The organism is Pantoea sp. Cy-640 (genome assembly GCF_011752635.1).
In the GTDB taxonomy this organism is placed as follows: Bacteria; Pseudomonadota; Gammaproteobacteria; order Enterobacterales; family Enterobacteriaceae; genus Pantoea; species Pantoea dispersa.
The window spans coordinates 116,278-130,387 of record NZ_VWXB01000001.1 but is presented as its reverse complement, the minus strand read 5'-3'; the positions used below and the strand labels follow the sequence as shown (position 1 = coordinate 130,387).

Here is a 14,110-nt window from a genome sequence, read left to right as displayed (position 1 = left end):
TAGAGAGATTTTTATGAGCGTAGTGCCTGTAGCGGATGTACTGCACGGCCGTGTCGCGGTTGACAGTGAAGTCACCGTACGTGGTTGGGTACGTACCCGAAGAGATTCCAAAGCCGGTCTTTCCTTCATCGCCGTTTATGACGGTTCCTGCTTTAATCCCGTTCAGGCCGTCGTCAATAATTCTCTGAATAATTATCAGGATGAAGTGCTGCGTCTGACCACCGGCTGTTCGGTGAGCGTCACCGGTAAAGTGGTGGAGTCGCCGGGTGAAGGCCAGGCATTCGAACTGCAGGCGACCCAGGTTGAAGTCACCGGCTGGGTGGACGATCCGGATACCTATCCGATGGCGGCTAAACGTCACAGCATCGAATACCTGCGCGAAGTGGCGCACCTGCGTCCGCGCACCAATATTGTCGGTGCCGTGGCGCGCATACGTCATACGCTGGCGCAGGCGCTGCATCGCTTCTTCCATGAAAACGGCTATTTCTGGGTTTCCACGCCGCTGATCACCGCCTCTGACACTGAAGGTGCCGGCGAGATGTTCCGCGTGTCAACGCTGGATCTGGAAAACCTGCCGCGCGACCCGCAGGGCAAAGTCGATTTCGATAAAGACTTCTTTGGTAAAGAGGCTTTCCTGACCGTTTCCGGCCAGCTGAACGCCGAGACCTACGCCTGTGCGCTGTCCAAAGTGTATACCTTTGGTCCAACGTTCCGTGCCGAGAACTCGAATACCAGCCGTCACTTAGCGGAATTCTGGATGCTGGAACCGGAAGTGGCGTTCGCCACGCTGGACGATGCGGCTGCCCTGGCGGAAGCGATGCTGAAGTATGTGTTTAAAGCGGTGCTGGAAGAGCGCGCTGATGATATGGCGTTCTTCGCCGAGCGCGTGGATAAAGAGGCCATCGCCCGTCTGGAGCGCTTCATCACCACGGATTTCGCCCAGGTAGACTATACCGACGCCGTTGACATTCTGCTGAAAAGCGGCCAGAGCTTCGAGAACCCGGTGTCATGGGGCGTCGATCTCTCTTCCGAACACGAGCGTTATCTGGCGGAGAAACACTTCAAAGCGCCGGTAGTGGTGAAGAACTACCCGAAAGATATCAAAGCGTTCTACATGCGTATGAACGACGACGGCAAAACCGTGGCGGCGATGGACGTGCTGGCGCCGGGCATCGGTGAAATCATCGGCGGTTCCCAGCGTGAAGAGCGTCTTGATGTGCTGGATGCGCGCCTCGCTGAAATGGGCCTGAATAAAGAAGATTACTGGTGGTATCGTGACCTGCGTCGCTATGGCACCGTGCCACATGCCGGCTTCGGTTTAGGTTTCGAACGTTTGATCGCCTATGTCACCGGTGTACAAAATGTAAGAGACGTTATCCCGTTCCCACGCACGCCACGTAACGCGAATTTCTAAGATTTAAGATTAAATATAAGAAATTCATATATATATTGAGGTCGGCCCTGCCGGCCTTTTTTTATTTTTGTAAATTTTGAGTTCTCTCACAAAGTTCCCGGTATTTTACAAATTGTAATACAATTTTGCTTTTTGATACGTAATTACGAGAATTGAATCATTTTCGGGCTAGAATTAGCAACCCCGTGATGGAAAGATGCGTGCAGACACAGGAGACATCAAACTTCTTTCAAGGTTCCCGTAAAGGTTTCTTGACGGCAGTGGCAGATGTCCAAATAACTCCAATGAGGGTAATAAATAATGATGAAGCGCAACATTCTTGCAGTGGTTATCCCTGCTCTGTTAGCTGCCGGCGCAGCAAACGCAGCAGAAATCTATAACAAAGATGGCAACAAACTGGACCTCTACGGTAAAGTTGATGCGCGTCACCAGTTCTCTGATGACTCAAGCTCAGACGGCGACAAATCTTACGTTCGTTTCGGCTTCAAGGGTGAAACTCAGATTACCGACCAGCTGACCGGTTACGGCCAGTGGGAATACAACATTCAGGCTAACGTGACTGAGAACCAGGGCACCGAAGGCTCTAAAACTCGTCTGGGCTTTGCCGGTCTGAAATTTGGTGATGCGGGCTCCTTCGACTACGGCCGTAACTACGGTGTTCTGTACGACGCAATGTCTTACACTGACCAGCTGCCAGTATTCGGTGACGATACCCTGTATCAGGACAACGACAACTTCATGGTTGGTCGTTCAAACGGTCTGGCTACCTACCGTAACAGCAACTTCTTCGGTCTGGTTGATGGTCTGAGCTTTGCCGTGCAGTATCAGGGCAAAAACGAAGGCCGTGACGTCCTGAACCAGAATGGCGACGGCTGGGGTTCTTCTGTAGCGTATGACACCGGTATGGGCATCAGCGCTGTAGGTGCATACTTCTCTTCTGACCGTACCGATGCACAGGTTCTTGATGGCAACGGCGATAAAGCTGACGCTTACGGTTTCGGTCTGAAATATGACGCGAACAACGTATACCTGGCTGCATTCTACGGTGAATCACGTAACACCACGCCTTACGGTGGCACCAACACCCAGACTGCTAACAAAGTTCAGGCTTTCGAAGTGGTTGCTCAGTACCAGTTCGACTTCGGTCTGCGTCCATCCATCGCTTACCTGCAGTCTAAAGGTAAGGACCTGAGCGGCGCGACTGGCAACGGTTCAACCTTCGCTGGCGGCGATGCTGACCTGGTTAAATACATCGAAGTGGGTACCTACTACTACTTCAACAAAAACATGTCCACCTATGTTGACTACAAAATCAACCTGCTGGACGACAACGACTTTACCCGTGCGAAGGGCATCAGCACCGACGACGTGGTTGGCGTTGGCCTGGTTTACCAGTTCTAAACTGCCGATTCGAACTGCGTAACACCTCAGAAACGGAGCCTTCGGGCTCCGTTTTGCATTTCAGTGATCGGGCTCCCGATTAGCGCCATTACTTTATACGCCACAGTTATTTCTTTTTTATGTCAGCGGTTGGCAAGCGTTGCGTCTGACGTTAACCTGATAGCTCATTTTGCTAAAGTTCACCCAAACGGAACTGACTCATGTTTGAATCAATCTCTGCCGCACCAGCCGATCCTATTCTGGGACTGGCTGACCTGTTTCGCGCCGACGACCGCCCGAATAAAATCAATCTTGGCATTGGTGTTTATAAAGATGAAACCGGCAAAACGCCGGTGCTGACCAGTGTGAAAAAAGCTGAGCAGTATCTGCTGGAGAACGAAACCACTAAAAACTACCTCAGCATTGATGGTCTGGCTGATTTCGCGCGCTGCACGCAGGAACTGCTGTTTGGCAAAGAGAACTCGCTGATTAGCGCTGGCCGCGCCTGCACCGCGCAGACGCCGGGCGGCACCGGAGCGCTGCGCGTCGCCGCGGATTTCCTCGCTACGCAAACCAACGTCAAACGCGTCTGGGTGAGCAATCCCAGCTGGCCGAACCACAAAAATGTGTTCAACGCCGCCGGTCTGGAAGTGTGTGATTACCAGTATTACGATGCGGCGACCCACAGCCTCGACTTCGACGGCATGCTGGTCTCACTGCAGGAAGCGCAGGCGGGCGACGTGGTGCTGTTCCACGGCTGCTGCCATAACCCGACCGGTATCGATCCTACCGCTGACCAGTGGCAACAGCTGGCGCAGCTGTCGCTGGAGAAAGGCTGGCTGCCGCTGTTCGACTTCGCCTACCAGGGCTTCGCACGCGGTCTGGATGAAGATGCTGAAGGCCTGCGCATTTTCGCTGCATCCCATCAGGAACTGATCGTTGCCAGCTCCTACTCGAAAAACTTTGGTCTGTACAACGAGCGTGTCGGTGCGCTGACGCTGGTAGCGGCAACGGCCGACGTGGCGAAGACAGCATTCAGCCAGGTGAAATACAGCATCCGCGCCAACTACTCTAACCCGCCGTCGCACGGTGCTGCCGTGGTCGCCACCATTCTCGGTAACGACGCGCTGCGTACCATCTGGGTGCAGGAGCTGACCGACATGCGTCAGCGCATTCAGCGCATGCGTCAGCTGTTTGTGAATACCCTGGCGGAGAAAGGCGCACAGCGCGATTTCAGCTTCATCATCAAACAGAACGGCATGTTCTCGTTCAGCGGTCTGACCAAAGATCAGGTGGTGCGTCTGCGTGAAGAGTTTGGCGTGTATGCGGTGAATTCCGGTCGCGTTAACGTGGCAGGCATGACGCCGGATAATATGTCGGCACTGTGCGAAGCGATAGTCGCCGTGCTGTGACCAACGAAAAATGGGCCTGATGGCCCATTTTTTTTATTGCAGGAAAGGATTACTGACGCGCTCGTGGCCGAGGGTGGAAATCGGGCCATGGCCGGGGACAAACGTCACATCATCACCCAGCGGCAGAAGTTTATCCCGTATGGCCGCGATTAGATCGCTGTGGCTTCCCTGCGGGAAATCGGTGCGCCCGACGCCACCGTTAAAAATCACATCACCGGAGATCAGCAGACGGCCAGCACGATCAAAGAACACGATATGGCCCGGCGTATGCCCTGGACAATGCAACACTTCCAGCGTCACGTTGCCCAGCTGTACCGTTTCGCCCTCTTCCAGCCAGCGATCTGGCGTCAGCGGCGCGCACTCCGGCAAACCAAACATCCGGCTTTGAGTGGGCAGGTTATCCAGCCAGAAGGCATCGGCTGGCTGCGGCCCGACGATCGGCACCTGATAGTGCTGCGCCAGTTCCGCAGCGGCACCGACGTGATCGAGATGGCCGTGGGTCAGCAGGATTTGCGACGGCGTTAAGCCTCGCTCCGCCAGCACGGCAATAATGGTTTCGGCATCGCCGCCGGGATCAACCAGCGCAGCCTGTTGCGTCTCGTCATCCCAGATAACGGAACAGTTCTGTGAAAAGGCGGTGACCGGAATAATCAGGTAATTCATAGCGCTCCATGACCGACACACGCAGCGCTGCCGGTATCAGGACCAGTGCCTTGCAGGCCCGGTATCAATGTGTACGAAGTTGCTGCGCGGGTAATATCCTACACCACCGGCGCGCATAGATAACGCCGCTTTGCGAACATTGCTGAGAGAAATGCCCTCAATGTGGAAATCCATCGCCTGTCCTTTGGTGTGATAGCTGTGTTTAGCCACGCCAGGGCCCGATTCACGCAGCATATTATTGGTCGCCAGCGTACGGTAGCCGGAGATCAGCTGCACCGGTTTGCGCGTGTTGAGCAGCGTCTGCAAACGATACAGCTGGTCAAACAGATGCGGATCGATGTGTTTAACCTGATTGGCGCGGTAATCACGGAAGAAGTGGTTTAAGCGAGCTAACTCATCCTTGTCATAACTCTTACCGTTAAAAAACTCAGTTTTGAGGGTTTCACCGGTATGCATGTTACTGAGTGTTAATACCCGGGGGCGGGAGGTGGAAACTGACGCCAGCGCTGCACCCGGCAGCAGTGACAATCCAGCCGCTGCGCCACCCAGCAGCAATAAACGACGACGTTGAGAATCAAAATTAGCCATGAAGCGGGGTTACCTAATCTAAAACGATAAAAATATGTGCAAAAAGTACACAAGGCCGAACAGTAACCGCAGCCTGGAGAGCAGTCAACCCGCAATCTGTCACAGAATGCGCAAAACCGGTCTGAAATCAATTTTCCAGACCGGTCTTGCCATTTTCTTTAAGGGAAGGATAACAGGGAAATCAACGCTTAGAGCAGCAGCTGCCCCGCTTTGGTCAGCACCTGGCTGCCGGAGCGCGCCGGGTTATCATAATTGTAAATATCTGTACGATACTGCGGCTGGCCGTCGTCCGCCACCCAGGCCGTAAGGTAGTAGAGATTAACCGGAATGCGATGGCGAATCGGCACGTAGCGCGTATCGCCCTGCTTCAGCGTGTCGGAGATACGGCTGTCGTTCCAGCCCGCGTCCTGCAACAGCAGATCGGCCAGTTCAGAAGCTTTGTTAACGCGCACACAGCCGGAGCTGAGCGCGCGGATATCACGCTGGAACAGGCCATGGTTCGGCGTGTCATGCAGATAAATCGCATCTGAACTCGGCATGTTGAATTTATAGCGGCCCAGCGAGTTGCTGGCACCCGGCGCCTGACGAATGCGATACGGGAAACTGGCGGCGGACACCATGTGCCAGTCAATCATCGACGGATCGATCACTTCCGCATCAGCGCTCCAGCCCGACAGCAGCGTGTAGCCGTGCTTATACAGATAGCTCGGATCCTGCTTCACCTTCGGCACGATATCCTGGCGCACCAGCGTGGTGGGCACGTTCCACGGTGGATTGAGCACCACATTATTGAGCGCGCTGCGCATCAGCGGCGTTTTGCGGTCCGGACGACCGACAATCACCCGCGAGGACAGGATGGTATTGCCGTTGTTGTAGTAGGTCAGGGAATAGTTGGGAATATTCACCATGATGCCGTTGTGCATGTCATCCGGCAGCAGACGCAGACGCTGAATATTCAGCGCCAGCAGCGCCGCACGCATCTGCGGGGAAACATTCAGCCACTCGCGGGTACGCGGGCCGATGGCACCATCGTCTGCCAGTCCCTGCCAGTGCTGGAAGCGTTTAACCCCCTCCACCAACGTGTTGTCGTAGACATTATTGCTGGCAGCTGGAGTGACCGTGCTGATGTTGCCGCTGGCCTGCGGTACCTGCGCCGGCAGATCGCTGACGCTGGTGGCCGACGGGCTGACGGCCACGGGCTGATCGCTCTGACTCACCGGCTGCGGCGCCGTCGGGACGGCATCGTCGGCTGGCGTGGGCGTCGCGCTGTGCGTGCCGGTCAGCATCCCGGTGCGCTGCAGAATCTCACGCAGCGCCGGCACATCATCGCTGATCTGACCCGGGCGCAGCGTGCCCTTATCGCGCAGCTGCGGCCACGGCCGGTTATCGGTCAGCAACGCTTTTAACGCGCTGTGCATCGGTGCGTACTGCGGATGCTGCGGTTGCAGCGACACCACAAAGGCGCGACTGCCGCCGCCGTTCACCGCATTCTGCCACTGATTGATGGCGGAGAGTGACGGCATGGTCAGCTTGTAGGGCACATTGCTGTACAGCCAGGTTTCGCCCTGGGTCGGTACGTTAGCGACAAACTGCAGATAGCCAAGCATAGCGTCGCTCAGCACCACGTCCCGCGCAAAGCCTTTAATATCCGGATTGGTGAGCAACTCTACCCAGCGGGTAAACTGCGGCTGTACGCCGGAGAGCGCCACTTCTGCCAGCTGCTGCTGGAAAGCCTGCACGGCGTCGCGATCCTGCCACAGCGGCGCCATGTTGCGTGCCGCATAGATGCCGGCGAGGCCGGGCAGATAAAAGGGTCGTTCGCTGGGGCTAAATGCCTGCTGAATTTGCTGCTGGCTGGCGGCCACTGATAGCGTGCTGTGCGGCAGCGCGCCGACGTCTGCCGCCTGGCTGATAGCCAGCGGTGCCGCCATCAGTGACAAACTGAGTGCTATTGCAGCACGATTAACTCTGCTCTTCTTGTTCAGCAACATCCCTGCCCCCTTCTTACCAAAGACACAGCATCCTGAAAACGCCGTGTACCGCCTGTACTCTTATGATTGAGTATAAAATAAAAAACGGCATCCGCCTCGCAGGGCCGATGCCGTTTACAGATTAACCGCAGCCTGAATTTTTAACCAGATTTGCTGCTAGCTATTTTCAGTGGCCACGCCTGCGCCGGGATTTTCCTGTTTCACCGGCGTCGGATCGGCGGAGAAACCGCGCAGTCCGACCACGTGCACATGCTCCGTATTGTTAAAGACTTTACGTACCAGCTTATAAGTGGTGCCTTTTTCCGGACTGATATTCTCTGGCGCGGCGATCACCAGCTGCATTTCCAGACGCTCGCACAGTTCGAACAGCGTGGCGATGGAGCGCGCATCAAGACGCGCGGCTTCATCGAGGAACAGCAGGCGGCACGGTGAAATATCTTTACCGCGCAGACGCCGTGACTCCTCTTCCCAGCTCTGCACCACCATCACCAGAATCGACATACCGGTACCGATCGCTTCACCGGTCGACAGCGCCCCGCTTTCGGCGCGCAGCCAGCCGTCTGAGCCGCGGTTCACTTCCACTTCCATCTCAAGGTAGTTGCGGTAGTCGAGCAGCTCTTCACCGATGGTCTGCGCCGTGCGCTGGCCCATATCAATCTGCGGATTGAGACGCTGATACAGCTTCGCCAGCGCTTCCGAGAACGTGAGTCGATTGGTGGTAAACAGATCCTGATGCTGTTCATGCTCTTCCGACAGCGTATCCAGCAGCATGGCGTGCGTTTCGCGTACGTTGACGTTCAGCCGCACGCTGCGCACCTGGCCAAAGCTCACCGCCTGCAGGCCCTGGTTCAGCTGACGGATGCGGTTCTGCTCGCGCTGAATGGTTTTGCGGATGATATTGGCCGCACTGCGCGAGCTGATCGCCAGCGTCTGCTCACGCGCCGTCAGCTCTTCGGTCAGACGGTTCAGCTCAATCTCCATCTGCTCGATGGCTTCAACCGGATCGTCGGTACGAATAATGTCCTGACGGATACGTTCACGAAGATGCTGATAGACGGCGATAAAGAACTGAATCTTGCGCTCCGGCCGTTTTGGATCTTCCGACATGCGCAGCACATCGCGCAGGTGTTCATTATCCGCGACCGCCAGGCGCAGCGCACCGAGGGCCTTATCCGACATTGAGCGTAGCTCGTCGCCACTCAGGTAAGCCAGTTCGCGGCGATGCAGACGGCGCTCGACGCCGTTCTCTTTCACCAGGCGCAGCACGGTGCACCAGCCCGCTTTGGCGCTGACCACCTGCTCACGCATCAGGTGATAATCGCGCTCCAGCTTGCGCAGTTTCTTCTGCAGGCTATCCATCTCGGCTTCGCAGAAGGTGAGCTGTTTCTCCAGCTGATTGCGACGCGCACGGTTGTGGCTGAGCGCCGTGTAGAGTTCGTCACGCCGGCTGCGCGCACGCTCCTCGGCGCTGGCATCAGCGTGCACGCCAATATCCTGCATCTCCTGCTGCAACTCTTTCAACATGTCGCGCTTGGCGTCGTACGAACTCTTCAGCGATGCCAGCACCTGGGAATACTGCGTCAGCTGCGCCTGATGTTCGCGCAGGCGTTCACGCGCGCGGCTGCGTTCGCCTTCCGCCTGCTCCAGACGCTGGCGCAGTTTTTCGTTGAGATCGCTGTTACCGGTCAGCATGCCAGCCGAATCTTCATAGCTGAAGTGCGCGCGGCGCTGCACCACTTCGGTCAGGGCAAATGCCTGCTGACGCGCTTCGCGCTGCTGCTGCTGCGCCTGCTGATAATCACGCGTCAGCTGTTCGTGCTGCTGCGGATCGCTCTGCAGCACCGCCACCAGCGGCTCCAGCTTGCTGAGTTTCGCCCCGTGCTGATGCAGGAAGCGCGCGGCTTCCTGAGCTTCTTCCACCCGCTCACGAATCTCTTCGCAGCGGTCGGCCAGCGAGTCGTCAAGCAACAGGTTAACGCGCGGCAGCAGGCGGTTGAGCTGCGCCACGCCCTCTTTTGCCTGCTCGAACTGGGCACGCTGCTGCTGGTTGTCATTCTCGTGCTGCGCCAGCGCACGCTCCAGCTCGCCACGACGGCTATTGAGCTGACGCATCTGCGCTTCCGGATCTTCGTCGAAAGCCACCGCCAGGTGGCTGCCGATAAAGCGGCTAAACGACTGATGCAGACGCTGGGTTTTCTGCACGTCAAATGACAGCGTGGCAAAACGCTCGGCCAACTGGTCGCGCTCATTGTTCAACAGCTCCAGCTGATTTTCCCGCGCCGCGCGACCAAACAGCGGCACTTTCGGGAAGCGCGAATAACGCCACTGGCGCTCCGCCACTTTGACGACGACCGCATTTTCCAGCTCGTCGACGCTGAAGACGCTGTCATCAAACGACTGCGGATCGCCTTCGATCAGATAGAGATCTTCCGGACACTCTTCCAGGCCGTCGAGCATCTCGCGCACCAGCGACAGGTCCGGTACCACAATGGCGTGACGCGATGGGCCATACAGCGCGGAGAAGTACGGCGCATCATCCAGCGTCACATCATCGTAAATTTCTGACAGCAGCACGCCGCCAAACCGCTCCGCCAGCTGGGTCAGGCGCGCATCTTCCGCGCCGCCCGGCTGGCTGAGTCGCGCAATCTGCTGCTCGACTTCACGCTTGCGCGCCGCCACTTCATCACGCTCGACGGTGGTTTCACGCTCGCGCTCCAGCAGCTGCTGCATATATTCGGTGATCTGCTGGCTGCTGCTCAGCGTCTGGCCGGTCTGCTCGCTCAGCTGGGTGAGAATCTCCTGCGCCGCCAGCCAGTGCGGCGCCCGCGCGGTCAGCGCAGTGATGCGCTCGCGCAGCTGCTCCAGCTCCTGGCGCATCAGCATGCGGCGTTCACCGGCGTCGGCCACGCTTTCGTTCAGCTGCTCTATCTGCGCTTCCAGTTCACGCTGCAGGCCTTCCAGCGCGTCAGCGTCATACTGCTGGCCCTGACGTTTACAGAAGTCGGCCAGCAGACGTTCGGCGTCATGCTGCTCGCGCAGGCGGGTTTCCAGTTCGTTGAGACGCAGACGCAGCGAAGAGAGCTGTTCGGCATGATGGCGCTGGTTAGCGGCATCGCGCAGCAATTCGCGCCCGACCTGCCACGCATCCTGCCGGCTTACCTCGCCAGCAATACTGGTGACCAGCGCCAGCGCCTGTTCAAACTGGCTGTGCGCCGCTTCCGCCACGCTCAGCTTCTGCTCCAGGCGCAGCAGCCGTTCGGTGGCCTCTTCTTCGCGCGCCTGGAAGGTTTCCTGCCACTCTGCGGCGTTGTCGATGGTGAGGTCCGGCAGCTGGCACTGCGCCCGCGCTTTTTCCAGCGCCTGCAGCGCCTGCTGATACTGAATGGCGCGGGTTTGCTGCACATCAAGCGCCTGCTGAAAATCGGCCAGCTGGGTTTTCAGCTCGTCGACTTCAATTTCCGCCGCTTCAGCGCGCGCTTCGTTCTCTTCCTGCACCTCACGCGCTTCGGCCACCACTTCATTCTGCTCTTCGAGACGATAAGTCAGCTCTTCCAGATCGGCGTCGTAACGCGCGATCTTCTCCTGCTGACGCATCGCTGTCTGGACCAGATTAAGGTGATCGCTCGCCGCCTGATAATCGGTTTCCAGATCGCTCTCTGCGCCGTTGTGCTCAGAGAGTTCGCGCGCCATTTCAATGTGACGATACTGTTCTGACGCCAGCTGATTGCGGCTGGTGAACAGCTCGTTACGCAGCTGCAGCGCACCGTCGAGATGGATGCGACGCTCGTTGGCGTGGCGCATGTAGTCAGCAGAAACGTAGCTGGTGGCTTCAGAGATCAGATGCTTAAACAGATCGCGGTCCGACTGCGTGACGCGAATTGCTTCCAGCGTCATGCGGTTTTCGCGCAGCGCCGCTTCCATATCCTGGAACGCTTTACGCACGCCGCCGTTTTCCGGCAGCAGGTAATCGCGCAGCGAGCGGGTAATGGCGCTGGAGATACCGCCATACAGCGAGGCTTCGATCAGACGGTAGAATTTGCTGCGATCGCCGGCGGTGCGCAGACGACGCGGCACCACGCCGAGCTCAAACATCATGGCATGGTAGTCCGTGACCGAGCTGAACTGGCGGAACTGCACGCCCTCCTGCGCTTCCACCCGCTCCTTCACTTCTGCCAGCGGCAGCACGCGCGCCTGACGGCTGCCGAGAATTTCGGTCAGCATATCGGTTGGCAGCGTATCGGTCGGCAGGCCGTGAATACTGAACGGCTTGATGTCGACTTTCTTATCGCGTCCGGCCACCTGCTGCAGGCGCACGCCAGCCACCACGCGCTGATGCCGCGAGTTGACCACATCCAGCACCGCATAGCAGACGCCCGCGCGCAGTTTGCCGTGCAGGCCCTTGTCGCGCGAGCCGGACGTGGCACCGGCTTCGGTGGTGTTACGGAAATGCAGCAGGGTTAAGTCCGGGATCAGTGCCGTAACAAACGCCGCCATGGTGGTCGATTTACCGGCACCGTTACCGCCGGACAGCGTGGTGACCAGCTCATCCAGATCAAAGGTGCGGGCAAAGAAACCGTTCCAGTTGATCAGCGTGAGCGATCGAAATTTACCGCGTTCAATCATGCCTGTTCATCCTCCGCGCGCTCGCTCGCGTCGTGTTCGCTGTCATTTTCTGCCTCGTCGCTCTCACTGGCGACCGGTGCGTTCTCCAGCGTCATCGCTTCACCATCACGAATCAGGCGCAGCTGCGCTTCACGTGCGTCGTCACCGCTGCGCACATCCGCACCAAAGCGGAAGACGGACTCCATGATGCGGAACTTGCTGCTGTCGTTGCCCATAAACCACACCATGCCGAGACGGCGCAGACGGCTGAGCGACGCACGCATCTTCTCCTGCAGTTTGGCGCGATCCAGGTCCGACCCGGTGGAGCGCTGGTTAACCAGCTTGAGCAACCTGCTTTCATCCGCCAGCGACAGCAGCTCGTCGTACAGCTCCTGCTGGGTGAAAATGCCCTCGTTGGCCAGCCGCTCCGGGCTCAGGTAGAGATAGCAGAGAATTTTACCCACCATCATGTCGAGCTCGGACAGCACCGAGCGCGGGATCAGCGTGGTTGAGCGCGGACGCAGATAGAAAAACCCTTCCGGTGCGCGAATCAGCTCGACGTTGTAGCGCGCATAAAACTCTTCTAAAAACGGCTGGTAATCCATCAGAAAAGCGTGATTATCCAGCTCTTCAATACCAATGTGGCGGCCGGCGCGTAACTGGCTATCAAGCGCGGGAAAAATCGGGTTTGCCAGTGCCAGCGCCAGTTTGACCGGCATCACTTGTTCAATATTTGTCGATGACATGTGCCTGCACCTTGGCTCCGTAATCATTGATGGTCTGCCATTCCGCAGGCAGACCGGCTAAATCGGCTTCGGCCACGCCGAGTCGCACCGCCTGATCGATGACGATGCGTGCGAGGTCGAAGTGGCGCGCGCGAGGATACTGCGCCAGATAGTCACGCATCACCGTGGCGAGATGCAGCGGCTTCTGCTGCTGCTTGTAAATCTGCAGCGCTTCTTCAATCATCGCCGCCAGCTGCTCGCGGATTTCGTTAAACTCTTCGTACTCCATCTCCGGCGGCAGCTCGCCCATCACCTCGTCGTTACGCAGCGTCATCTCTTCATCGCGCATGTCATACAGACGGTCGGCATTGGCGTAGGTCAGCGCCCACGGCTGATCGAAATAGTTCTGCACCGACTGGCGTAAACGCTGCGCGAACACGCGGTTTTTATCCATGTCGATGGCGGTACGAATAAATTTGTGCACGTGGCGGTCGTAACCGATCCACAGATCGATGGCCTGCTGGCCCCAGCTGATAATGCGATCGAGCTTGTTTTGCAGGTCAAACACCAGCTTGTCGACAAAGCCCAGATCCGGGCTGCTCAGCGTGGCGTCCTGAATCCGCAGCAGATTAGCCTGCAGCTTGTCGCCTGCCGCTTCCAGCGTATCCTGCAGTTCGCGCAGCGTGCCGGAGGTCTCCGACAGCAGCAGCTCACAGCTGGAGATGGCCGCGCGCCAGTCTTTATTCAGCAGATCGGCGATATCGCTTTTTACCGCCTGCTGCTGTTCGTCCATCAGGCGCTGCGTCATGTCGATGCTGTCAAAGATTTCCGCGACCGAATATTTCAGCGGCGCAAAGACGTTGCGATGCCAGTGAAATTCGTCGCCATCTTCCTCGGCGGCGTCGGCGGCGCGCTTCAGCTCCTGCGCGACAATCGACAGCTGCATCGACAGGCGCAGCGTGGAAAATTCGCGCTGGCGGATGTAATAGTCGGTGATGCCGATCGCCAGTGGCGTCAGACGATAGATGGCGTGACCTTCGGTCAACTCGCTGGTAAAACGGTTAAGCAGGCGCTGACGCACCATGTCGTTGATGGCGTTGTTGGCACGGACCTGAACGGTTTCGTGGGTTTGTTCAAACGCTTTGCTGACGTGACGAAAGGCGTCAATCAGCTCACCTTCACTCATCTCGCCGTCCATGCGCTCCCCGTTGAGGGTGGCGATGGCCAGCAAAAACGCCAGACGTTCTACCGGCAGCGCAAGGGAAAAGTCATTCTTGCGCGCCCATGCCACCAGTTCGGGGACCGTCTGGGAAAATTCGCTCATAGTTGATCCTT

The 14,110-nt window shown here is 57.6% G+C and carries 9 protein-coding genes; 3 read left to right on the top strand and 6 right to left on the bottom strand.

Going from position 1 to position 14,110, the window contains the following annotated elements; genetic code table 11:
* Nucleotides 1–13 precede the first annotated feature (13 nt).
* From asnS to F3J36_RS00565, 3 genes are all read left to right on the top strand, one after another.
* A complete protein-coding gene (gene asnS, locus F3J36_RS00575) occupies nucleotides 14–1,414 on the top strand; it encodes an asparagine--tRNA ligase (RefSeq protein ID WP_166718643.1) in 1,401 nt (466 codons plus the stop codon).
* A gap of 300 nt (nucleotides 1,415–1,714) precedes the next feature.
* Nucleotides 1,715–2,815, top strand: coding sequence for a porin OmpC (ompC, locus tag F3J36_RS00570; RefSeq protein WP_058769558.1), 1,101 nt, complete (start codon nucleotides 1,715–1,717; stop codon nucleotides 2,813–2,815).
* Nucleotides 2,816–3,015: 200 nt separating this feature from the next.
* On the top strand, nucleotides 3,016–4,206 hold the full coding sequence (locus F3J36_RS00565; RefSeq protein WP_166718642.1) for an amino acid aminotransferase: 1,191 nt from the start codon (nucleotides 3,016–3,018) through the stop codon (nucleotides 4,204–4,206).
* Between the two features lie 33 nt (nucleotides 4,207–4,239).
* Here the strand turns inward: F3J36_RS00565 and F3J36_RS00560 are convergent, their stop codons facing one another.
* From F3J36_RS00560 to mukF, 6 genes are all read right to left on the bottom strand, one after another.
* Nucleotides 4,240–4,869, bottom strand: coding sequence for an MBL fold metallo-hydrolase (locus tag F3J36_RS00560; protein ID WP_021508331.1), 630 nt, complete (start codon nucleotides 4,867–4,869; stop codon nucleotides 4,240–4,242).
* 36 nt (nucleotides 4,870–4,905) lie between these two features.
* Nucleotides 4,906–5,457 (bottom strand): YcbK family protein, encoded by a 552-nt coding sequence (locus tag F3J36_RS00555; protein WP_031279855.1) that lies wholly within the window; start codon nucleotides 5,455–5,457, stop codon nucleotides 4,906–4,908.
* Nucleotides 5,458–5,645: 188 nt separating this feature from the next.
* The gene (gene ldtD, locus F3J36_RS00550) at nucleotides 5,646–7,448 is read right to left on the bottom strand and encodes a L,D-transpeptidase (protein WP_058757755.1); all 1,803 of its coding nucleotides are present in this window, start codon (nucleotides 7,446–7,448) and stop codon (nucleotides 5,646–5,648) included.
* A 156-nt stretch (nucleotides 7,449–7,604) separates the two neighbouring features.
* Complete coding sequence (gene mukB / locus F3J36_RS00545) at nucleotides 7,605–12,071, bottom strand: chromosome partition protein MukB (protein WP_166718641.1); 4,467 nt, start codon at nucleotides 12,069–12,071, stop codon at nucleotides 7,605–7,607.
* The gene (gene mukE / locus F3J36_RS00540) at nucleotides 12,068–12,796 is read right to left on the bottom strand and encodes a chromosome partition protein MukE (protein ID WP_031279857.1); all 729 of its coding nucleotides are present in this window, start codon (nucleotides 12,794–12,796) and stop codon (nucleotides 12,068–12,070) included. The genes mukB and mukE overlap by 4 nt, the downstream gene beginning before the upstream one ends.
* Nucleotides 12,777–14,099 (bottom strand): chromosome partition protein MukF, encoded by a 1,323-nt coding sequence (gene mukF / locus F3J36_RS00535; protein ID WP_058757757.1) that lies wholly within the window; start codon nucleotides 14,097–14,099, stop codon nucleotides 12,777–12,779. Before mukF ends, mukE begins: the two co-directional genes overlap by 20 nt.
* Between the last annotated feature and the right edge of the window lie 11 nt (nucleotides 14,100–14,110).